Source organism: Janthinobacterium sp. 1_2014MBL_MicDiv (assembly GCF_001865675.1).
Lineage (GTDB): Bacteria > Pseudomonadota > Gammaproteobacteria > Burkholderiales > Burkholderiaceae_D > Janthinobacterium.
On record NZ_CP011319.1, the window covers coordinates 5,096,716 to 5,119,364 of the forward strand.

Sequence of the window (22,649 nt, forward strand, 5' to 3'; positions counted from 1 at the left end):
TCCTGAGTTCATGCGGTGGTGGCGGAAAACGCCGGGCGCTCGATATAGCGCCCCGCGCCCTCGACGGCCGTCAGCTCGCCCTGGTGGAACACCACCTTGCCGGCGGCAATCGTGGTGCTGGGGATGCCGCGCACGGTGCGTCCTTCGAAGACGTTGAAGCCTCCCCTGGCGAATTGCGTGGCGGCGGAAATCGTGCGCGTGCCCTGCGGATCCCACAGCACGATGTCGGCGTCGCTGCCCACGGCGACGACGCCCTTGCGCGGATACATATTGAAGATCTGCGCCGCGTTCGTTGACGAGACCTTGACGAATTCGGACGGCGTCAGCATGCCGGAATTGACGCCCGCGTCCCACACCACGGCCATGCGCTCCTCGACGCCGCCGCAGCCGTTCGGGATGCGCGTGAAGTCCTGCCTGCCCGCCGCCTTCTGCTCGGCGCAAAAGGTGCAGTGGTCGGTCGCCGTCGTGTGCAGGTTACCGCTTTGCAGGCCGTGCCACAGGGCCGATTGATGCTGCTTGCCGCGAAACGGCGGGCTCATGACATGGCCCGCCACGTAGTCGAAATCGTCGCTCTGGTAGACGCTGTCGTCGATCACCAGGTGGCCCGCCAGCGCTTCGCCATACACGCGCTGGCCATTCGCGCGCGCCCGCGTGATGGCGTCCAGCGATTCCGCGCACGAGACGTGCACGATGTACACGGGAGTATTCAAGACATTGGCGATCGCGATGGCGCGGTTGGCCGCCTCCGCCTCGACGGCCGGAGGGCGCGACAGCGGATGCGCCTGCGGTCCGGTAATCCCCTTCTTCAGCAAGGCTTGCTGCAATTGAAAAACCAGTTCGCCGTTTTCCGCATGCACGGTAGGCAGCGCGCCCAGTTCCAGCGAGCGGGTAAAGCTTTTCACCAGGGTTTCATCGTCGGCCATGATGGCGTTTTTATAGGCCATGAAGTGCTTGAAACTGTTCACGCCATGCTCGCGCACGAGGATGCCCATCTCTTCATGTACCTGTTCGCTCCACCAGGTGATCGCCACGTGGAAGGTGTAGTCGCCGGCTGCCTTGGCCGACCACCCGCGCCACTGGTGATAGGCCTCGATCAGCGACTGCTTCGGCGCGGGAATGACAAAGTCCATGATGGTGGTGGTGCCGCCGGCCAGCCCCGCCGCCGTGCCCGTGTAAAAATCGTCGGATGTCACCGTCCCCATGAAGGGCAGGTTCATGTGCGTGTGCGTGTCTATCCCGCCCGGCATCACGTACTGGCCGCCCGCGTCGATCACGGTGGCGCCGGCCGGCACAGGCAGATTCTCGCCGACGGCGGCGATGGTATCGCCCTCGATGAGGACATCGGCGCGGAACGCGCGGTCGGCATTGACGACGGTACCGCCGCGTATGAGCATAGTCATATTGCTGTCTCCTCGTTTAGCGGGTCAGGCGAGCGGCGCCTGTTGCAAATGCGCCGCCGTCTTGCCCTTCATCATGACGCCGTAGACAACCGCGGCGATGGCCACGCCCACGAACCAGGCGTAGGTATAGACGGTCTTGAAGCCTTCGGCCACGTCGGGAAACGCCGTGGGAAAGGCCGCGTTCAGAAAACCGGGGATATTCGGCAGCACGGCGATGACGAAGGCGATCAGGGCCGCCATGTTCCAGCCCTTGCCATACGAGTACACGCCATCGTCGCGGTACAGCTGCCTGACGTCGAGCTGCGTCTTGCGCACAAAATAATAGTCGACGATGAGGATGCCGGCGATGGGCCCCAGCAGGGCCGAGTAGCCGATCAGCCACGTGAAGATGTAGCCCTGCGTCGATTCGAGCACCTTCCACGGCATCATGACGATGGCGATGAAGGCCGTGATGTAGCCGCCCATCTTGTACGAAATCTGCTTCGGCGCCAGCGAGGAAAAGTCGTACGCCGGTCCCACCAGGTTGGCCGCCAGGTTGACGCTGACCGTGTCGATCAAGAGGATGATCAGGGCGATCAGCACGGCGGCACCCGTCATGCGGCTGGCCAGGTCGACGGGGTCCCAGATGGCCTTGCCGTACATGACGACGGAACCGGCCGTGACGATCACGGCCAGCATGGCGAGCAAGCCCATGGGCACTGGCAGGCCGATCGACTGGCCGATCACCTGGTCGCGCTGCGTCTTGGCGAAGCGCGTGAAGTCGGGAATGTTCAGCGCCAGGGTGGCCCAGAAGCCCACCATGGCGGTCAGCGATGGCCAGAAGACGCTCCAGAACTGGCCCGCCTTTTTACCGCCGGGGATGAATTGCGACGGCTGGTCCAGCAGGCTGGCCACGCCGCCTGCCTTGCTGTGCACCCAGTACAGCAGCACGAAGCAGATGAGGATTTTCAGCGGCGCCGTGTAGGTTTCGAGCTTGCGGATCGACTCCATGCCATGCAGGATGTAATAGAACTGGATGGCCCAGAAAGCCAGGAAACACAGCAGCTGGCTGCCGTTGATGCCCAGGCCCGCGATCTTCTCGCCGCCCAATTCATGCCCCACCAGCACGCCCATCAGGGTATAGATCATCTGGCCGCCGAACCAGGTCTGGATGCCGTACCAGCCGCAGGCGACGATGGCGCGCATCAGCGCCGGCAGCCGCGCGCCCATGGTGCCGAACGAGGCGCGCGCCAGCACCGCATACGGGATGCCGTACTTGGTGCCAGCATGGCCGATCAGCAGCATCGGCAGGAGCACGATGGCATTGGCGAGAAATACCGTGAGCACGGCCTGGTAGCCGGACATGCCGCTGTCGATCAGGCTGGCCGACAGGGTATAGGCGGGAATGCACATCACCATGCCGACCCACAGCGCGGCGAAGTGATACCAGCGCCAGGTGCGCTGCGCCGCCGTGGTGGGCGCCAGGTCTTCATTCCAGAGTTGCGTGTTGCCTGAGTAGTCGTGGTTCACAGGGTTGCTCCATCGGTTAGACCGCTGGCGCGCGATGGCGCCAGGGATACGGCAATGTGGAAACGGCTGCAGCCTAGCTTACTGCAAAGATGGGCAACTGTTTACAAAATAAATGTACGCAAAAACTGTGCCTTGGGTTTCCCTGGCCAGACGTCAGCCCCGCAACGACGAACAGAAGCGTAGCGAGCGGCAGCGAATTGTGGCCGGGAAGCGCAACCGTGCCAGAGCACGGTGAGCATCACAGGCCGCAAGGCGCGACGCGCGGTAGCTTATGTCAGGCCGTCACCAATGCCCGTGGATTCCTGGGATCCTGCGTCCAGTTCATGTACGGCTTGCCCGTGGTCTGCGGCACCATCGTGATGCAGCCCTGCACCGGACAGGTGATTTCGCACAGGTTGCAGCCCACGCATTCATCCTTGATGACTTCATAGCTGCGCGTGCCGGCGGCGTCGATCAGCTGAGCGATGGCCTGGTGCGACGTGTCTTCGCAGGCGACATAGCACTTGCCGCACTTGATGCAGTCGTCCTGGTTGATCTGCGCGATGACCTGGTAATTCATGTCCAGGTATTTCCAGTCCGTCGTGTTGGCCACGGCCTTGCCGGCAAAGTCGCTGATGCGTTCATAGCCCTTTTCATCCATCCAGCGCGACAGGCCATCCTTCATCTCTTCGACGATGCGGAAGCCATGCAGCATGGCGGCCGTGCAGACCTGCACGCAGCCGGCGCCCAGGGCGATGAATTCGGCCGCGTCGCGCCAGTTGCCGATGCCGCCGATGCCGGAAATGGGCAAGCCGCGCGTCTGCGGATCGCGGGCGATTTCCGCCACCATGTTCAAGGCGATGGGTTTGACGGCCGCGCCGCAATAGCCGCCGTGCGTGCTGGCGCCGCCGACGATGGGCAAGGCCACCATGCGGTCCAGGTCCAGCGAGGTGATGGAATTGATGGTATTGATCAGCGAGACGGCATCGGCACCGCCCGCCTTGGCCGCGCGCGCCGGCATGCGCACGTCCGTGATGTTCGGCGTGAGCTTGACGATGACGGGCAGGCGGCTGTGCTTCTTGCACCAGGCGGTCACCATCTGCACGTATTCGGGCACCTGGCCCACGGCCGCGCCCATGCCCCGCTCCGGCATGCCGTGCGGGCAGCCGAAATTGAGTTCGATGCCGTCCGCGCCCGTGGCCTCGACCTTGGGCAGAATGTCGGCCCAGTAGTGCTCCTCGCACGGCAGCATCAGCGAGACGACGATGGCGCGGTCCGGCCAGTCCTTTTTCACCTGCGTGATTTCGCGCAGGTTGATCTCCAGCGAGCGGTCGGTGATCAGCTCGATGTTGTTGAAACCGACCACTTCGCGGTTCTTGCCGTACAGGGCCGAGTAGCGCGACGAGACGTTGACGGCGGCCGGATCTTCACCCAGCGTCTTCCACACGACGCCGCCCCACCCGGCCTCGAAGGCGCGCACGACGTTGTAGGCCTTGTCGGTGGGCGGCGCGGACGCCAGCCAGAAGGGGTTCGGCGACTTGATGCCGCAAAATTCGATGCTGAGATCAGCCATTATGCAGCCTCCACTTTGGAAAGAAGATCGTGATGGATGGCCAGTGCGGCCAGCTTGCCATGCTGGACGGCCTGCACCGTCAAGTCCTGTCCCGGCGCCACGCAGTCGCCGCCCGCGTAAATTCCCGGCAGCACCGTGCGAAAACCCGCGTCGACGGCGATCTTGTCGCCCTCGCGCTGCAACAGCGCTGCCATGGGGTCCTGCAGCACTTCGGTATCGAAACTCTGGCCGATGGCCTTGAAGATGGCGTCGGCCGCCACGTCGAACGTTTCGCCCGTGCCCGTCAAACGCGCGCCCTGCATGCGCGTTTTCTCGAAGCGCATGCCGGCCACATGGCCATGAGCATCGAGCAGCACCTGCTGCGGCTGGGCCCACGTCAGCATGCGCACCTGGTTGGCCTTGGCGATCTCCTGTTCGTGGTGGGTGGCCGTCATGGCGTCGAAGCCGCGCCGGTACACGAGGGTCACTTCCTCGGCGCCCAGGCGCTGGATTTGCACGGCCATGTCGATGGCCGTATTGCCGGCGCCAATCACGATGGCCCGCTTCGGCACGGGCAGCGCGGCCAGGTCGTCCGCCTGGCGCAGCGCGGCGATGTAGTCGACGGCGGCCAGCAGGCCGGGGGCATCCTCGCCCGTCAGGCCCAGCTTGCGGCTGGCACCCAGGCCCAGGCCGAGGAAGACGGCGTCATACTGCGCATGCAGCTCGCGCAGGTGCACGTGCTCGCCCAGCGCCTGGCGACATCGGATGGCGATGCCGCCTATGCCCAACAGGAAGTCGACTTCCTTCTGCGCGAAATCGTCCGTCAGCTTGTACTTGGCGATGCCGTATTCATTCAGGCCACCGGCCTTGCTGTCCTTTTCAAAGATCACCACGTCGTGGCCCAGCATGGCCAGGCGGTGCGCGCACGACAGGCCGGCCGGACCCGCGCCGACGACGGCGATGGTCTTGCCCGTGGCAGGCGCCCGCCTGAACGGGTGCTGCGCAAAATGCATGTGATCGACGGCGTAGCGCTGCAGCAGGCCGATTTTGACGGGCTGGCCTTCCGCGTCGTGGTTGCGCACGCAGACGTCCTCGCACAGGATTTCCGTCGGACAGACCCTGGCGCAGCTGCCGCCCAGGATATTCTGCTTGAGGATACCGGCGGCGGCGCCGTTGATGTTCCTGTCGTGGATATTGCGGATGAAGCTGGCCACGTCGATTTCCGACGGACAGATGCGGCTGCACGGCGCGTCGTAGCAATACAGGCAGCGCGCGCTTTCGATGGCTGCCTGGCGCGCCGTCAACGGCGGCGCCAGGTCCGTGAAGTGGCCCGCCAGTTCCTCGTTGGGCAGGCTGGGATGCGGCAAATAGTTCAGGGACTCGATCATCGCGTTTTCCTTCTCTTATCCTGCGGTGGATTTGTAGTGTGAAACCGTCACTTCATCTGGGGAAAAGCAAATTCCACACCAGCGCTGGCCGTGTTGGGCCAGCGCTGCATCACGGCCTTGTGGCGCGTATAGAAACGCACGCCTTCGGGGCCATAGGCGTGATGGTCGCCGAACATGCTGCGCTTCCAGCCGCCGAAGCTGTTGAAGGCCATCGGCACGGGCAGCGGTACGTTGACGCCCACCATGCCGACCTGGATCTGGCGCACGAATTCGCGCGCCACGCCGCCGTCGCGCGTGTAGATGGCCACGCCGTTGCCGTACTCGTTGGCGTTGATCAGCTCCACCGCATGCACCACGTCAGGACACCGGAGCACGCACAGCACGGGGCCGAAAATTTCTTCCTTGTAGATGCTCATGTCGCGCGTTACATGGTCGAACAGCGTGCCGCCGACGAAGAAGCCGTTCTCGCGGCCCGGCACCACATGATTGCGGCCATCGACGACGAGGGTCGCGCCCTGCTCCACGCCGGAGGCGATCAGCTTTTCGATGCGCTGCTTGGCGGCCAGCGATACCACGGGCCCCATTTCGGCTCCCTCTGCCATGCCGTCGCGCACTTTCAGTGCGGCCGTGCGCGTTGCCAGTGCATCGATCAACTTGTCGCCCGCGTCGCCCACGGCCACGACGACGGAGATGGCCATGCAGCGCTCGCCCGCCGAACCGTAGGCGGCGCCGATCAGGGCGTCGACCGTCATGTCCATGTCCGCGTCGGGCATCACCACCATGTGGTTCTTCGCGCCGCCCAGCGCCTGCACGCGCTTGCCGCTGGCGCTGCCGCGCGCATAGATATATTCGGCGATCGGCGTCGAGCCCACAAAGCTGATCGCCTGCACCACGGGATGGTCGAGCAAGGCGTCGACCGTGACCTTGTCGCCCTGCACCACGTTGAAGACGCCGTCGGGCAAGCCTGCCTGCTTGAGCAGTTGCGCATGCAGCAGGGACGCGGACGGGTCGCGCTCGGACGGTTTCAGGACAAAGGTATTGCCGCAGGCGATGGCGACGGGGAACATCCACATCGGCACCATCACGGGAAAGTTGAATGGCGTGATGCCGGCCACCACGCCCAGCGCCTGGCGCATGGACCAGGCGTCGATGCCGCGCGAAATCTGGTCCGTGAATTCGCCTTTCAGCAGCTGCGGTATGCCGACGGCAAACTCCACCATCTCGATGCCGCGCGCCACCTCGCCCTGCGCATCGGCAAAGGTCTTGCCATGCTCGCGCGTGAGCATGGCGGCAAATTCGTCCGTGTGCTGCTGGCACAGCTGCAGATAGCGGAACAGGACGCGGGCGCGCGTCAGCGGCGGCGTGGCCGACCACGAGGGGAAGGCGGCGGCCGCAGCCTGCACGGCAGCGTCGACATCGTCGCTGGTGCCCAGCGCCACCCTGGCCACGGGCAGGCCCAGCGCGGGGTTGTAGACGTCGCCATAGCGGCCGCTGGCGGTGTCGACTTTGGCGCCGTTGATGTAGTGGGTGATGGTGTCGAGATCGGTCATGAATGTTCCTTAGTCGAGATTTTTCAGCACCGTCGCCAGCTTGCCGAACAGCTCGTCGACGTGCTGTTTTTCCAGCACCAGCGGCGGCGACAGGGCGATGATGTCGCCGGTGGTGCGTATCAGCACGCCGTCGGCGAACGCCTGCTTGAAGGCGTTGAAGGCGCGCGTGCCCGGTTTGCCCGCGATGGGATCGAGCTCGATGCCGGCGATCAGGCCGATGCTGCGCAAGTCGATCACGTGCGGCAAGCCCTTGAGCGAATGCACGGCATCGCCCCAGTAGGCCTGCATGCTTTTCGCATGGCCGAGGATGTCCTGCTCCTCGAATACCTGCAAGGTGGCCAGCGAGGCGGCGCAGGCCAGCGGGTGGCCCGAGTACGTGTAGCCGTGGAACAGTTCGATGCCGGCCGGCGCATCCATGAAGGCGTCGTGGATGTATTTTTTGCTGAAGACGGCGCCCATCGGCACCATGCCGTTGGTCAGGCCCTTGGCCGTCGTCATCAGGTCAGGCTCGACGTCGAAATAATCGGCGGCGAACGGCGTCGTCATGCGGCCAAAACCCGTGATGACTTCATCGAAGATGAGCAGGATGCCGTGCTTGGTGCACAGCTCGCGCAAGCGCTTCAGATAGCCTTTCGGCGGGATCAGCACACCCGTGGAACCGGCCACCGGTTCGACGATGACGGCGGCAATCGTCGAGGCGTCGTGCAGTGCGACGATGCGTTCGAGTTCATCGGCCAGGTACGTGCCGTATTCGGGTTCGCCGCGCGTGTAGGCGTTCTGCTCCAGGTTATGCGTGTGCGGCAGGTGGTCCACGCCCGGCAGCAAGGGACCGAAGGTCTTGCGGTTGCCGCCGATGCCGCCCACGGAGATGCCGCCAAAGCCGACGCCGTGATAGCCGCGCTCGCGGCCGATCAGGCGCGTGCGTGCGCCCTCGCCGCGCGCCCGGTGGTAGGCCAGCGCGATCTTCAGGGCCGTGTCCACGGCTTCGGAACCGGAGTTCGTGTAGAAGACGTGGCCGAACTTGTGGCCCGTGTAGTCCATCAGTTTTTCGGCCAGGTCGAAGGCGGCCGGATGGCCCATCTGGAAAGTGGGGGCGAAGTCGAGCTGGCCCACCATTTCGCGGATGGCGCCGACGATTTTCGGCTGCGCATGGCCGCAGGGCACGCACCACAGGCCGGCCGTGCCATCGAGGATGCTGTTGCCGTCGACATCCTTGTAATGCATGCCTTCGGCCGAGACGAGCAGGCGCGGATGGGACTTGAAGTCGCGGTTGTTGGTAAACGGCATCCAGAATGCCGACATCGATTCCGGCCTTGTTTCGTTCATGACCTTCTCCTTGGAATGGGCTGCCGCGGCGCCAAGATCGTTTTTGACGAAGCGCAAAATAATTTACCAGTTGGCAAAAAGCTGATGTAATAATAGACAGGCCATCCCATCTGGCACAGATACACAAACGGCAAAGTATCCCAACCGTACAGGTCGGAAAACCACTACAGTTTTGTGCAAGGCAGCAAAGGAGCCACCGGTGACGCACAACGTGAAGCAGGACGAGGGCGAGGGTAACGCCAGCGGCTGGCCCGTGCTGGAGATCGGCCGCCACAAGAAGGGCGGCCTGGTCGAGCAGATCGTCATCGCCATCAGCGTCATGGTGGGCAGCCGCGCCCTGCGCATCGGCACCAAAATGCCGTCCGTGCGCCAGTTCGCCAAGTGCAATGGCGTGTCCACCTTCACCGTCGTCGAATCGTATGACCGCCTGGTCAACCTGGGCCTGCTGTCGTCACGGCGCGGTTCCGGCTATTTCGTCGCGCGCCACGACATCGCCGCCTCGCCGCAGGGGGCCCTCATTGCCAGCACCCTTGCGAGCCCCACCGCCATCGACGCCCTCACGCCGGACCTGTATTCGGGCGTGTCGGAAGCGCTGCCCGTGGGCGCCGGCTGGCTGCCGCCCGAGATGTATGGCGAGGCGACCGTGCTCGATGCCGTGCGCCAGGCCATGCGCATTCCCGCCAGCCGGCTGCGCGGCTATGGCCATCCGCTCGGTTTTCCCTCGCTGCGCCAGCACCTGGCCGCCACCTTGTCCGAAGACCTGTTCCAGGTGGAGGCGGACCAGGTCTTGCTCACGCATGGCGCCACCCACGCCTTCGACTTGATCCTGCGCAGCCTGACCAAGCCGGGCGACACGGTGCTGGTGGAAGATCCCGGCTACAGCAATCTGCAGTCGCTGATCCGCCACCACGGCTGCATCCCCGTGGGCATTGCGCGCGGCGAGGCGGGCCTGGACCTCGATGCGCTGGCTGCGGAAGCGGCCCGCACGCAGCCCAAGCTGATGTTCGTCAATACGGTGCTGCAAAATCCGCTGGGTACCTCGCTGAGCCAGGCGCAGGCGCACCGCCTGCTGGCGCTGGCCGAGCAATTCGATTTCTGGCTGGTGGAGGATGATATCTACCGCGAACTGGCGGCGCGCGGCGAAGCGTCGCTGGCGGCCATGGACGGCTTGCGCCGCGTGATCCGCGTGGGCAGTTTTTCCAAGACCCTGTCGCCCGTGCTGCGCGTCGGCTCCATCTGCGCCTCGCCGTCGCTGGTCGCCGAACTGGTGCGCGTCAAAATGCTGACCGGCCTGACGACGTCGGAAATCAACGAGCGCGCCGTCTACCACGCCGTTTCCGCGCGGCCCTACAAGCGCATGGTGGAACGGCTGGTGGCGCAACTCGATGCGGCCCGCGAGCGCAGCATCGATTGCCTGGCGCAGGCCGGCATGGCGCCCGTGGCGCGCCCGCGTGGCGGCATGTTCGTCAGCGCCGGCTGGCCCGACATCCAGACGCCGGAATGGAATGGCAAGGTCGTCGCCGACCAGGCCCTGAAGGCGGGCATCCTGCTGTCGCCCAATGAATTTTTCATGCTGCGCGCGCCCGAGACCGTGTGGTTCCGTTTCAACGTGGCCTACACGGACACGCCCGTGCTGCTGGCATTCCTGCAATCGATCCGCCCCCGCTAGAGAGTTCCCATGGCCAGCGATAAATCCCCTGCCCTCCCCGTGAAGAATGCCGGTGGCCGGCGCCTGCAAAACCGCGACCGCCTGGAGGCGGACATCCTGGAACAGGCCGTGCGCGTGTTCGCCGAGAGCGGCTACGAAGGCGCATCGATCGCCGCCATCGCCGAGCGGGCCGGCATGTCGAAGCAAAACCTCATGTATTACTTCCCCTCCAAGCAGCAGCTGTACCAGCGCGTGCTCGACGACGTGCTCGACGACTGGCTGGCGCGCATGGACAGCCTGGCCAGCGCCGGCGACCAGGCGGCGCCGCAGGACATGCTGCGCGCCTACATCGGCGCCAAGCTGCGTTTTTCGCGCGAACAGCCGTGGGCGTCGCGCGTATATGCGCTCGAAGTGATCAATGGCGCGCCCCTGTACGGCGCGCAGATACGCGAACGCGTCGTGCCCCTGCTGCGCAAGGATATCGGCATCTTCGAGGAATGGATCGCGGCCGGCAGGATCGCGCCCGTGAATGCCACGCACCTGATGTTCACGATCTGGGCCATGACCCAGTCCTATGCGGATTTTTCGGCGCAGATGACGCTGGTGCTCGAGCGCAAGCAGCTCAGCCGCAAGGACTACGATGACGCCGAGCAACTGATCGTGCAGATGGTGCTGGCGGCCATCGCCCTGCCTGCCGCGCAGCCCCTCCCGTGATGAAATTTCCAAGAAACAAACTTCCAGTGATAGCATGTCGCGCTGGAGCTTTTGCGATATTTCACGGGATAAGGAACAGGCATGACACATTGGTTATCGGCGCGCGGCGCCTCATTGCTGGGCAAGACGGCCTGCGCGGCGCTGCTGGCACTGGCCTCAGGGGCGCAGGCGCAGACATTTGGCATGATCGAGAACCAGCCGCTGAGCGAGACGTGGCTCAATGCGGGCTTTTATTCATACCATTTTCAGCGCGACAAGAATCTGAACGACAGCAACCCCGGTCTGGGCGCCGAATACCGCTTTTCCACCGTGGCCTCGGCCACGGCCGGACGCTTCTACAATAGCGACCGCGCCTACTCGAACTACCTGGGCGTGTACTACCAGCCCATCAAGATGGGCCCGTTTCGTGTCGGCGCCGTCATCGGCGGCTTCAGCGGCTATCCGAAGATGCGCGATGGCGGCTGGTTCCCCGCCCTGGTCCCCACCATCAGCTATGAATACCAGCGCGTGGGCGTGAATATCGCCATCGTGCCTTCCTACAAGGACCGCTTGTACGGCGCGCTCAGCTTCCAGCTGAAACTGAAGGTATTCGAATAGCCGTCTGTCCCGGCCTGTCGCCGTTCGCGCCGCCATTCCTGCCATTCATCGCATGCGCGATGACCGCCAGCGGCGTTTTGCCTATAGTGGTTTCATCGCCAGCATGCATACGGCAGCGGCAACCACGACGACAGGAGAACAGCATGAAAGACATCAATTCGGCACCGGGCAGCACTTCCTTCAGCGCGTTCTGGAACGAACTGTGCGCCTATGCGCGCCAGGGCATGGCCGCCCTGCGCGCCATGCCCTGGCCCATGCTGCTGGCGTGCTGCCTGGGCCTGGCGTTCCTGATCACCATCTTGCCGCTGGCCATCATGTTGTTTGCCCTCGTCATGCTGCTGAGATGGGCAAGCAACAGCGACGACACGGGCGCGGAGACGAAGGCGGCCGGTTCGCAGCAGTCGCCACAATAAAAGTTCGTGGCGGCAGAGGTGCCGCATGGCATTTGTGGCACTATATGGGCGCCGCACTGACGGGTATCAATGACCATCCCGATGGATGGCCGGGATACCGAACGCCGCGTGCGCGGGACGATCCAAACTACTCCCCATCTGCCATAGGAGTTTTCCGATGACCACGACAGCAAAAGCCACAGCCTGCACCACCATTCCCTGTCTGCGCTACAACGATGCCCCGGCCGCCATCGAATGGCTGTGCACGGCGCTCGGTTTTGAAAAACAATTGATCGTGCCGGACGGTAACGGTGGCGTCGCCCATGCGCAACTGAGCTTTGGCCATGGCATGGTCATGGTGGCGCCCGCCATCGCCAGCGACTACGGCCGCCTGATGAAGCTGCCCGGCGAAGTCGGCGGCGCCAATACGCAAAGCTGCTACCTGGTCGTCAGCGACGCCGACGCCGTCTACCGCAGCGCGCGCGAGGCCGGCGCCGACATCGTGCTCGACATCAAGGATGAAGATTACGGCGGACGGGGCTTTACCTGCCGCGACCCGGAAGGCCACATCTGGAGCCTGGGCACCTACGACCCATGGTGAAACGGAGAACAATGATCATCAGTACCATCGCCGCCGCCAGCCTTCTGGTCGGCGGCTTCCTGTCCGCCCCCGGGCTGGTCGACCGGCAAATGAACCAGGTCTACCCCTATTCCGCCAAGGCGCCGTCGCGCGCCACCCTGGCCCTGCACCAGCGCCTGTGGATCGCCGACCTGCATGCGGACAGCCTGCTGTGGCAGCGCGACCTGAACCGCTCAGGCAAGCATGGCCATGTGGACTTCCCCCGCCTGCAACAAGGCAATGTCGCGCTGCAGGCGTTTTCCGTCGTCACCAAGACGCCGCGCAAGATGAATATCGAGCGCAACGGCAGCGACACGGACAACATCACGGCGCTGGTGGTGGCGCAGGGCTTGCCGCCAGCCACCTGGAACAGCCTGCTGGCGCGCGCCACCTACCAGGCCGACGAGCTGCGCCGGCTGGCCGGCAAGAGCGATGGCAAGGTCAGCGTCATCGGCAGCCGCGCCCAGCTGCGCAGCTTCATCGCGGCGCGCGAAAAAGATCCTGCCCTGCTGGCCGGCTGGCTGACGCTGGAAGGCGCGCATGCGCTCGAAGGCAAGCTGGACAACCTCGATACCCTGTACAAGGCGGGCTACCGCATGGCGGCGCCCACGCACTTCTTCGACACGGAATTATCGGGTTCCCAGCATGGCCTGAAAAAAGGCGGCCTGACGCCGCTGGGCAGACAATGGCTGCGCGCCATGGAGCAGCGCAGGATGATCGTCGACCTGGCGCACGCCTCGCCGGCCACCATCGACGATGTCCTGGGCCTGGCGCAACGCCCCGTGATGGTCTCGCACACGGGCGTGCGCGGCACCTGCGCCAATGGGCGCAATCTCAGCGACGGCCAGTTGAAACGCATCGCCGCCCAGGGTGGGCTGGTGGGGATCGGTTTCTGGAATACGGCCGTCTGCGGCAAGGACGTGGCGGCCATCGCGCGCGCCATCAAGTACACGGTCAAGCTGATCGGCGCCGAACACGTGGCCTACGGTTCCGACTTCGATGGCGCCGTCACCACCGCCATCGACGCGGCCGGCCTGCCGCGATTGACGCAGGCGCTGCTGGATGCTGGCCTGTCCGAGGCCCAGATCCGCCGCATCGCCGGTGAAAACGTGCGCGACTTCCTGCTGAAAAACCTGCCCGACGATGACGCTTGAGCAGCCGAACCGGCGCCTAGCCTAGCGCCGTGACCAGGGCCGGGTCCGCCACCTGGCGCGGCCGGATCCGGATCAGGCTGCGGTACAGGGGCGGCATGACGCCGCACAGCGCCAGCAGCGCGTCTTCATCCATGGCCGGGCGCACGTACTGGAATTGCGCCGGATTACTCTCGGGTAGCGCCCCTTCCATGGTGGAACCGTAGGCGCCCAGGGTCATGAAACTGGCGGCGCTGTCGTCCGGGCCGATGGCCAGCACGAAGGTGCCATGCTTGGGATGGCCCAGATAACTCTTGATTTCTTCCTGCAGCGCCGGTTCGGCACCCGCCATCAATTCATAGCGCAGTTGCGCATACTGGCGCGTGCACTCCATGAATGGCGTGCGAATGAGGGAGCGTGCCAGCTGGCCCGGCATGCACAGCAGCAGGTTGCCGAAGGAGTCGAGCAAGGCGGCCGCGTCGCCCTGGCCGCCATCGCGCGCATCCTGTTCCATCGCCGCCTGCAGGAACGGCGCCAGGCCGGCGTCGGGCGCATGCGGCGTGCAGCGGTAAGTCAGCGCATCGGGATAGCGGCGGCGCAAGGCGCGCACCACCGGATGCTCGGCGGGCAAGGTGGCCGGATCGCGCCGTTGCCCGTCATCGCCGGCGTTCAGCAGCTGCATCACCTGCGCCGACGTCGACTCGAACACCAGCGAGCACAGGGCCTGCGTCGCCTCGTGGATGCTCTTGCCGATGAAAAAAGATCTGGGTGCGGCGCCGGACGGGGCACGCGCATAGTCGGTGGCGCCGCGCACGGCCGGATAGCAGAAGCTGCGGCCAGCCTGCGCCTGCAGCGGCGCCGGCAAGGCCGTGAAACTGGCGGCGCCATCGTAATTGATGCCGGCCTTGACATCGGGCGCGGCGACCACCACGTTGAAACCGGCGGCCAGGATCGCCCCCGTGCACATGCAGCACGGATCGAGCGAGGTGACGATGGTCAGTTCGCCGGGCGGCGGCAGGGGCGTGCCCTTGGCCCGTTCGGCGAAATACCAGTCCACCAGCTGGCGCTCGCCATGCGCGGTAGGATCGAACACGAGGCCCTGGCGCACGACGTTGTTGTGCATCGATTGCAGCACATTGCCGGCGCCATCGAGCAGCACGCCGCCCACGCCGAAGGTGCCCTGCGTCTTGGCTGCCAGGGCTTCGGCCGCGGCGATGGCCACGGCGGCCTGGATATCGATCGTCTTGTTCAAGCGGATGCCATTGCCTAATTTACTTCATGTCCAGGTCGGAATTGCCGAAACCGTGCGGCAGCAGCCAGCCCGCCGTCACTTCCATGACATCGTTTTTCAGGTTCGTCAGGATTACTGGCAGGTCGGCGCCGCCCATTTCGAAGATCACCTGGCGGCAGGCGCCGCACGGAGAAATCGGTTCGGCCGTGTCGCCCGTGACGGCCAGTTTGGCGAAATCGCCTGGTTTGCAGCCATGCGCGACGGCGCTGAAAAAAGCCGTGCGCTCGGCGCAGTTGCACAGGCCATAGGCGGCGTTTTCCACGTTACAGCCACGGAAGACGCGGCCATCCTTGCACAGCAGGGCCGCGCCCACCTTGAAACGCGAGTAGGGCGCGTAAGCCAGTTCACGGCCGGCGTTGGCTTCGGCGATCAGTTCTTGGTTGTTCATTTGATTATTTACCTGTAAAACCCGCAATGGCCGGGGTCGTACCCGCAGGGTACGACCCCGGCCTCTGCTTTTGGGCTAAAAATAGTTACGGTCGAATGGTACGGTAAATCACGGGATTGGCCGCCAGCACGACCGCGCTGATGGCATACGCTTCCTGGATTTCCCTGACGGCTTGCCGCGCCGCCGCTTCCGTGCGCGCGTGCACCATGGCCAGCGGCTGGCCTACGGACACTTGCTCGCCCAGGCCGACGAGGTCCGTCAGGCCGACGGCAAAATCGATGCTGTCGCTCGGACGGCGGCGGCCGCCACCGAGGGCCACCACGGCCAGGCCGATAGCGCGGCAATCGCGCACATTGGCAAAGCCGGCGGACAGCGCCGGCGCCGGCACGATGAACGGCGCTTTTTCCAGGTGCTTGTCCGGGTTCTCGACCAGGTCGGCCGGGCCGCCCAGGGCCGACACCATGCGCGAGAAGCGCTCGGCCGCCTCGCCCGAATCGAGCGCCGCCATCAGCTTGACGCGCGCCTCTTCTTCGGTGGCGGCCAGGCCGCCCAGCACCAGCATTTCGGCGCACAGCGCCAAGGTCACTTCATGCAGGCGCGCGGGACGCGAACGGCCCGTCAGGTAATCCATGGCGCCGCGCACTTCGAGCGCATTGCCGGCATATGGCGCCAGCGACTCGTTCATGTCCGTCAGGATGGCCGACGTCTGCATGCCCGCGCCATTGCCGACGGCGACGATGCTCTCGGCCAGCTCCACCGACTTGTCGTAGGTCGGCATGAAGGCGCCCGTGCCCACTTTGACGTCCATCACCAGCGCGTCCAGGCCAGCCGACAGCTTCTTCGACAGGATGGAGCCGGTGATCATGGCCACCGATTCCACCGTGGCGGTGACGTCGCGGATGCTGTAGAAACGCTTGTCGGCCGGCGCCAGCTGTGCCGTCTGGCCGATGATGGCCACGCCGATCTCCTGCACCACCTTGCGGAACAGTTCATTGTCCGGCACCGTGCAATAGCCCGGGATGGCGTCGAACTTGTCCAGCGTGCCGCCCGTGTGCCCCAGGCCGCGGCCCGAGATCATCGGCACGTAGCCGCCGCAAGCGGCGACCATGGGTCCCAGCAGCAGGGAAACCACGTCGCCCACGCCGCCCGTCGAATGCTTGTCGACGATGGGGCCAGGCAGGTTCAGCGAACGCCAGTCCAGCACGTGGCCGGAATCGCGCATGGCCAGGGTGAACGCCACGCGTTCGTCCATGTTCATGTCGTTGAAATAGACGGCCATGCCCAGCGCCGCGATCTGGCCTTCGCTGACGCTGCCGTCAGTGATGCCGCGCACGAAAAACTGGATCTCCTCTGCACTCAGAACACCCTTGTCGCGCTTCTTGCGAATGATTTCTTGGGTTAAAAACATGGGATAACTCCAATAAATGAATGACTTAGGGGCCGCACCCCGATCGCCTTTGCGATGGAGTTGCGGCCCCGGCGGTGCGGTTATTTACATTAGACGCCGTAAGGTATCCACACGTTTTTCACTTGCGACGCATGCGCCAGCACGGCGCGGCCGCCGCTTTGCGCGGCGCTGTACCAGTCGCGGCCTTTGGCGCCGCCGACCCAGGTGCGTTTCAGGGTGGCAGCCGACAGGCGCTCGACTTCCGCGCAGCCTTCGGCGGATCCGTCATGACGCCAGACGGCGTCGATGTCGGCGTGCGTGGCCAGCGTGCGCGCCAGTTCATCGGCGTTGCCGCTGATGATGTTGACGACGCCGCCCGGCAGGTCGGACGTATCGAAGACCTGGTACAGGTCCAGCGCGGACAGTGGATGCGCTTCGGACGGCACCACCACCACGCGGTTGCCCAGCGCGATGGCCGGCGCCACCAGCGAAATGAAGCCCAGCAAAGGCGCTTCGTTCGGGCAGACGATGCCGATCACGCCGACCGCTTCGTTGAGCGCCACGGTGATGCCCTTCGTCGGCGGCTGGTGCGCCAGGCCGTCGTACTTGTCGGCCCAGGCCGCGTAGTAGAACAGGCGTTCGATAGAAGCCTGTACTTCCTTCTCCGGGTTTTTACTGCCCGTCATGGCGACAATGCGGGCGGCAAATTCATCGGCGCGCGCCGCCAGGTTCTCGGCGATGTAGTACAGCACTTGCGCACGGTTGTGCGCCGTGGCGCCGGTCCAGCCGGACGCTTTATGGGCCGCTTCGACGGCGTTGCGGATGTCCTTGCGGCTGCCCACGCCCACTTCAGCCAGCAGGGCGCCGTTCGCGCCGAACACTGGCGCGCTGTAGGCGCTGTCAGGACGCGCCTGTTTGCCGCCGATGTACATCTTGGCCGTGCGGTCGATGGCGAACGGGTCGGCTGCTGCCGGTTTCGCATTCCCTTTGGCCTTCGCTTCGGCCACCGGCAAGGCCGGACGCGCATCTTCGGCCAGGGCCGTCATGTACTCCAGCATGCCTTCGCGGCCGCCTTCGCGGCCAAAGCCCGATTCGCGGTAGCCGCCGAAGCCGCATGCCGCGTCGAACTGGTTGGCGCTGTTGATCCACACCACGCCGGCCTTGATGGCGGGAGCGATGTCCAGCGCCAGGCTGATCGACTCGGTCCACACGCTGGCGGCCAGGCCGTACACCGTGTTGTTCGCCAGTTGCACCGCTTCGGGCGGCGTGCGGAAGCTCATGGCCACCAGCACGGGGCCGAAGATTTCAGCCTGCGCCACGGCGGCCGAGGTCGACGCGCCCGTGATCAGGGTGGGCGGGAACCACGAGCCGTCCGCCGGCAATTCGCACGCCGGCTGCCAGACGTCGCAGCCTTCGGCGCGGGCCGAATCGACCAGCGCGGCGATGCGCTGGCGCTGCACGGGGTCGACCAGCGCGCCCACGTCCATCGATTTGTCCAGTGGCGAGCCGAGACGCAGGTTTTCCATGCGTGCGCGCACCTTGTTCAGGAAGCGCTCCTGGATCGATTCCTGCACCAGCAGGCGCGAACCGGCGCAGCATACCTGCCCCTGGTTGAACCAGATCGAATCGACCAGGCCTTCCACGGCGCCGTCGAGGTCCGCGTCTTCGAAGACGATGAACGGCGACTTGCCGCCCAGTTCCAGCGACAGCTTCTTGCCGCTGCCGGCCGTCGCCTCGCGGATCAGACGGCCCACTTCGGTCGATCCCGTAAACGCGATCTTGTCGACGCCGGGATGGTTGACGATGGCAGAACCCACGCGGCCGTCGCCGGTGACGATATTGACCACGCCGGCCGGCACGCCCGCCTGCACGCACAGTTCGGCGAACAGCATGGCGGTCAAGGACGTGAATTCGGCCGGCTTGAAGACGACCGTGTTACCGGCCGCCAGGGCCGGGGCGATTTTCCACGACAGCATCAGCAGGGGGAAATTCCACGGCACGATCTGCCCCACCACGCCCACGGCGCGGTAGTCGGCGAATTCCTCCGACTGCAGCTGCGCCCAGCCGGCGTGATGGTAGAAGTGGCGCGCGGCCAGCGGCAGGTCGATATCGCGCGTTTCGCGGATGGTCTTGCCGTTGTCCAGCGTTTCGAGCACGGCGAACAGGCGCGAATGCTTTTGCAGCAAGCGGGCCAGCGCGTACATGACCTTGGCGCGGCCATGGCCGCCCATGCCTTGCCATACGGGCAGTGCGCGGCGCGCCGCGTCCACGGCCCGTTCGACGTCCTGGTCGGTGGCTTGCGTCAGCTCGGCCAGCTGCACGCCGTCGGCCGGATTGGTCGAGGCGAACAGCTCGGCCGGCTCGCTCCACGCATTGTCGATGAACAGGCCGAACTTGCGCTGATGGCCGTCGAGCCACGCCTGCGCTTCTTTTTGACTTTCGGGAGCAGGGCCGTAGTCCATAGTAGTGAGAATCTCGTTAATTGTTGGCATGACGATTGTTCTTTAAGGTTGTGCGTGACGATGATTGGCCGAGTAGCTGCCGGTGACGTAGTGCTCGAGCTGGCGCTCGATGTCGGTCAGCAGGCTGGAAGCGCCGATGCGGAACAGGTGCGGCTGCAGCCATTCGTTGCCCAGTTCTTCCTTCATCAGCGTCAGGTATTGCAGCGCGCTCTTGGCCGAGCTGACGCCGCCGGCGGGCTTGAAGCCCACCTGGAAGCCCGTCTGCTCGTGGTATTCGCGGATCGTGCGCACCATCGTCAGGGCCACGGGAATGGTGGCGTTCACGCCTTCCTTGCCGGTGGACGTCTTGATGAAATCGGCGCCCGCCATCATGCAGACCCACGAGGCCTTGGCCACGTTTTCCATCGTCAGCAAGTCGCCCGTGGCGAGAATCGCCTTCACGTGCGCTTCGCCGCACGCCTTGCGGTAGGCCAGCATTTCGTCGTACAGCACTTGCCAGTTGCCGTTCAGGACGTGCTGGCGCGTGATGACGATGTCGATTTCCGAGGCGCCGGCGGCGACCGACAGTTCGATCTCGCGCAGCTTCGTTTCCATGCTCGTCAGGCCGGCCGGGAAACCCGTCGACACGGCGGCGATGGGCAGGCGGCCCTGGATGACTTTCACGGCTGGCTGGATCATCTCGTGGTACACGCACACGGCGCCGGTGCTCAGTTGCGTCAGGCCCAGTGCATCCATCAGGTCGGCGCGCAGCGGGCGCATGGCCTTCATGCACAGGCGCTCCACGCGGCCCGGCGTATCGTCGCCGCCCAGGGTGGTCAGGTCGATCATCTGGATGGCTTTCACCAGCCAGGCGGCCTGGTATTCCTTTTTCACCGTACGGCGGTTCGCCAGGCTGGCGGCGCGGCGATCGGTGGCGGCGCGGTTGACGCGGATCTGGTTGATCCAGCCCAGGTCGAGGCCGACCGCCTCGTTACGCTTGAAGTCGGGGTGCATGAGTGTCATAACAAGCTGGTTCCATTAGCAAGTGGTGGTACGCCAAGGTGCTTGGCGAGGGTTTGGCCAATATCGGAGAAGGTCTCGGAAATGCCCAGCGCGCGCGGGGCGACGCCAGGACCAAAGAAGATCATCGGAATATGTTCGCGGGTGTGGTCGGAGCCGTGCCAGGTCGGGTCGCAGCCATGGTCGGCGGTAATCACGACCAGGTCGCCCTCCTTCAGCCTGGCCATGAATTCCGGCAGGCGCGCGTCCATTTCGCGCAGCGCATCGGCATAGCCCTCGACATTGCGACGGTGGCCGAAGGCCTGGTCGAAATCGACGAAGTTCACAAAAGTGAGCGACTTGTCCTGCACTTCATCGGCCGTTTTCAGCAGCGCCTCGAACAGGGCCATGTTGTCGACGCCCTTGACGACGCGCGAGATGCCCTGGGTGGCGAAAATGTCGCTGATCTTGCCCAGGCCGACGACTTCGCCGCCCGCGTTTTTCACGTGGTCGAGCAGGGTCGGTGCCGGCGGCGCGACGGCGTAGTCATGGCGATTCGAGGTGCGCGTATAGTTGCCATTGCTGCCGGTAAACGGGCGGGCGATGACGCGGCCGATGTTGTACGGCTCGACCAGCTTGAAGGCCATTTCGCACACTGCGTACAGGCGCTCGAGGCCGAACGATTCTTCGTGCGCGGCGATCTGCATCACCGAGTCGCCCGAGGTGTAGATGATCAGCTTGCCCGTGGCGACGTGCTCGTCGCCATGCTTGTTGATGATGTCCGTGCCCGAGGCATGGCAGTCGCCGAGGAAGCCGGGCACGCCCGACATGGCCTTGAGCTTGTCGGTCAGGTCGGCCGGAAACGATGGCGTCGTGCGGGGGAAGTAGCCCCAGTCGAATTCGACGGGCACGCCGGCGATTTCCCAGTGGCCGCTCTGCGTGTCCTTGCCGGTGGAGCGCTCGCGCGCCGCACCGTAGGCGCCGGTAAAACCGTCGCGCTGGTCGAAGCCCGTGGCCCATTCGCCGCTGGCCAGGTGGGCGGCGGCGCCCAGGCCCAGGCGTTCCATATTCGGGAGTTTCAAGGTCTTGCCGCTTTTGGCGACAGTGCTGGCAATATGGCCAAAGGTATTGGCACCTGCGTCGCCATACTTGGCGGCGTCTGGCGTCGCGCCAAGGCCGAAGGAATCAAGCAGGAGGATAAATGCGCGTGACATGATAAGGCTCGCTTTGTGGATGATGCGGACAGTGTAGGCCGGTTTTTCCCGGCCTGCCGCGCGGCAGCGCCGCTGGTTGGCGCGCCGCTACTGCATAAAAGAAGTGCTTAGGCTTGCGGTTTTTCAGCGACTTTGGAGAGGAAAGCCAGGATCAGCTTGACCAGGTCTTTCGCGCCGATGGCCGCGTATTTCAGGGTTTGCTCGTGCGACAGGGCGAATGGCGACATGCCTTCCGCCAGGTTGGTGATGACGGACACGCCCACCACTTTCAGGTCGCAATGACGGGCCGACACCACTTCCGGCACCACCGACATGCCGACCGTGTCGGCGCCCAGGCGGGCCATCATGCGGATTTCCGCAGCCGTCTCGAAGTTCGGGCCCGGGTAGGCGACGAACACGCCTTCGTGCAGGGTGATGCCGTTCGACGCAGCCGTTTCCTTGACCAGGTTGCGCAAGTCCGCATCGTAGGCGTTGGCCATGCTGAAGAAGCGCGGACCGAAGCGGTCGTCGTTCGGGCCGACCATCGGCGTGCCTGGCAGCAGGTTGATGTGGTCGCTGATGGCCACCAGGCTGCCGGCGTCCACTTCAGGGCGCAGGGAACCGGCCGCATTCGTCACGAACAGCATTTCGCAGCCCAGCAGCTTCAGGGTGCGGATGGCGCTCGTCATCACGCCCATGCCATAGCCTTCGTAGAAGTGGCCACGGCCCTTCATGCAGACGACGGCGACGCCCGACAGGGTGCCGACCACCAGCTCGCCCGCATGGCCGTGCACGGTGCTGATCGGGAAACCCGGCAATTCGTCAAAGCTGATGCTGACGGCGTCCGTCATCTGCTCTGCCAGTACGCCCAGGCCGGAGCCGAGGATCATCGCCACGCGCGGCTTGAAATTTTCAGGGGCGCGGGCACGGATGATTTCGGCGGCGTGGAAAGGGGCGTTGTTCGACATGGTTATCCTCTGATTGACTAATTAATGATGGTTGCTGCCTGCGCGGCAGTACAAGGCAAGGTGCTGCGGCCCAGGTATCGGGTATGTATATGGTGTTACCGGTATATCGAATTGCGTATTGCCAACGAGCTTATCCCAGCAGATGAAGACATCCCTGCTGGCGCTCCCTACCGGGATA

19 protein-coding genes are annotated in these 22,649 nt (G+C 64.7%); 6 read left to right on the forward strand and 13 right to left on the reverse strand.

Features of this window, described 5'->3' with window-relative positions; all coding sequences use genetic code 11:
- Window positions 1-8: 8 nt before the first annotated feature.
- From hydA to YQ44_RS22010, 6 genes are all read right to left on the reverse strand, one after another.
- Complete coding sequence (gene hydA, locus YQ44_RS21985; protein ID WP_071325202.1) at window positions 9-1,400, reverse strand: dihydropyrimidinase; 1,392 nt, start codon at window positions 1,398-1,400, stop codon at window positions 9-11.
- Window positions 1,401-1,424: 24 nt separating this feature from the next.
- Entirely contained in the window at window positions 1,425-2,909 is a 1,485-nt protein-coding gene (locus tag YQ44_RS21990) for an NCS1 family nucleobase:cation symporter-1 (RefSeq protein ID WP_071325203.1), read from the reverse strand.
- A gap of 274 nt (window positions 2,910-3,183) precedes the next feature.
- Window positions 3,184-4,461 carry an NAD-dependent dihydropyrimidine dehydrogenase subunit PreA gene (preA, locus tag YQ44_RS21995; protein WP_071325204.1) on the reverse strand — a complete coding sequence of 426 codons (1,278 nt, stop codon included), beginning with the start codon at window positions 4,459-4,461 and terminating at the stop codon, window positions 3,184-3,186.
- Window positions 4,461-5,828: an NAD(P)-dependent oxidoreductase gene (locus tag YQ44_RS22000; protein ID WP_071325205.1), complete on the reverse strand. Its 1,368-nt coding sequence runs from the start codon at window positions 5,826-5,828 to the stop codon at window positions 4,461-4,463. Before YQ44_RS22000 ends, preA begins: the two co-directional genes overlap by 1 nt.
- Before the next feature lie 47 nt (window positions 5,829-5,875).
- Window positions 5,876-7,378 carry a CoA-acylating methylmalonate-semialdehyde dehydrogenase gene (locus tag YQ44_RS22005; RefSeq protein ID WP_071325206.1) on the reverse strand — a complete coding sequence of 501 codons (1,503 nt, stop codon included), beginning with the start codon at window positions 7,376-7,378 and terminating at the stop codon, window positions 5,876-5,878.
- A 9-nt stretch (window positions 7,379-7,387) separates the two neighbouring features.
- The gene (locus YQ44_RS22010) at window positions 7,388-8,704 is read right to left on the reverse strand and encodes an aspartate aminotransferase family protein (RefSeq protein ID WP_071326687.1); all 1,317 of its coding nucleotides are present in this window, start codon (window positions 8,702-8,704) and stop codon (window positions 7,388-7,390) included.
- 199 nt (window positions 8,705-8,903) lie between these two features.
- Here YQ44_RS22010 and YQ44_RS22015 point away from each other — a divergent pair, with 199 nt between their 5' ends.
- The 6 genes from YQ44_RS22015 to YQ44_RS22040 all read left to right on the forward strand — a co-directional run bounded on the left by YQ44_RS22015 (window position 8,904) and on the right by YQ44_RS22040 (window position 13,828).
- Complete coding sequence (locus tag YQ44_RS22015) at window positions 8,904-10,373, forward strand: aminotransferase-like domain-containing protein (protein WP_083412004.1); 1,470 nt, start codon at window positions 8,904-8,906, stop codon at window positions 10,371-10,373.
- A 9-nt stretch (window positions 10,374-10,382) separates the two neighbouring features.
- The gene (locus YQ44_RS22020; RefSeq protein WP_071325207.1) at window positions 10,383-11,066 is read left to right on the forward strand and encodes a TetR/AcrR family transcriptional regulator; all 684 of its coding nucleotides are present in this window, start codon (window positions 10,383-10,385) and stop codon (window positions 11,064-11,066) included.
- An 81-nt stretch (window positions 11,067-11,147) separates the two neighbouring features.
- Complete coding sequence (locus YQ44_RS22025; RefSeq protein WP_071325208.1) at window positions 11,148-11,663, forward strand: hypothetical protein; 516 nt, start codon at window positions 11,148-11,150, stop codon at window positions 11,661-11,663.
- 143 nt (window positions 11,664-11,806) lie between these two features.
- The gene (locus YQ44_RS22030) at window positions 11,807-12,076 is read left to right on the forward strand and encodes a hypothetical protein (RefSeq protein ID WP_071325209.1); all 270 of its coding nucleotides are present in this window, start codon (window positions 11,807-11,809) and stop codon (window positions 12,074-12,076) included.
- Between the two features lie 157 nt (window positions 12,077-12,233).
- Window positions 12,234-12,656 carry a VOC family protein gene (locus tag YQ44_RS22035; protein ID WP_071325210.1) on the forward strand — a complete coding sequence of 141 codons (423 nt, stop codon included), beginning with the start codon at window positions 12,234-12,236 and terminating at the stop codon, window positions 12,654-12,656.
- Window positions 12,657-12,667: 11 nt separating this feature from the next.
- Complete coding sequence (locus YQ44_RS22040; protein WP_071325211.1) at window positions 12,668-13,828, forward strand: dipeptidase; 1,161 nt, start codon at window positions 12,668-12,670, stop codon at window positions 13,826-13,828.
- Between the two features lie 16 nt (window positions 13,829-13,844).
- Here YQ44_RS22040 and YQ44_RS22045 read toward each other — a convergent pair whose 3' ends face one another.
- The 7 genes from YQ44_RS22045 to xapA form a co-directional block, all read right to left on the reverse strand.
- Complete coding sequence (locus YQ44_RS22045) at window positions 13,845-15,056, reverse strand: nucleoside deaminase (protein WP_071325212.1); 1,212 nt, start codon at window positions 15,054-15,056, stop codon at window positions 13,845-13,847.
- Between the two features lie 19 nt (window positions 15,057-15,075).
- A complete protein-coding gene (locus YQ44_RS22050) occupies window positions 15,076-15,483 on the reverse strand; it encodes a cytidine deaminase (protein ID WP_071325213.1) in 408 nt (135 codons plus the stop codon).
- 85 nt (window positions 15,484-15,568) lie between these two features.
- Window positions 15,569-16,891: a thymidine phosphorylase gene (gene deoA / locus YQ44_RS22055; RefSeq protein WP_071325214.1), complete on the reverse strand. Its 1,323-nt coding sequence runs from the start codon at window positions 16,889-16,891 to the stop codon at window positions 15,569-15,571.
- An 89-nt stretch (window positions 16,892-16,980) separates the two neighbouring features.
- Window positions 16,981-19,362: an aldehyde dehydrogenase family protein gene (locus tag YQ44_RS22060; RefSeq protein WP_442905849.1), complete on the reverse strand. Its 2,382-nt coding sequence runs from the start codon at window positions 19,360-19,362 to the stop codon at window positions 16,981-16,983.
- A gap of 12 nt (window positions 19,363-19,374) precedes the next feature.
- The gene (gene deoC / locus YQ44_RS22065; protein WP_071325216.1) at window positions 19,375-20,334 is read right to left on the reverse strand and encodes a deoxyribose-phosphate aldolase; all 960 of its coding nucleotides are present in this window, start codon (window positions 20,332-20,334) and stop codon (window positions 19,375-19,377) included.
- Window positions 20,331-21,524, reverse strand: coding sequence for a phosphopentomutase (locus YQ44_RS22070; RefSeq protein WP_071325217.1), 1,194 nt, complete (start codon window positions 21,522-21,524; stop codon window positions 20,331-20,333). Before YQ44_RS22070 ends, deoC begins: the two co-directional genes overlap by 4 nt.
- Before the next feature lie 107 nt (window positions 21,525-21,631).
- Window positions 21,632-22,471 (reverse strand): xanthosine phosphorylase, encoded by an 840-nt coding sequence (gene xapA, locus YQ44_RS22075; protein WP_071325218.1) that lies wholly within the window; start codon window positions 22,469-22,471, stop codon window positions 21,632-21,634.
- Window positions 22,472-22,649: the final 178 nt, after the last annotated feature.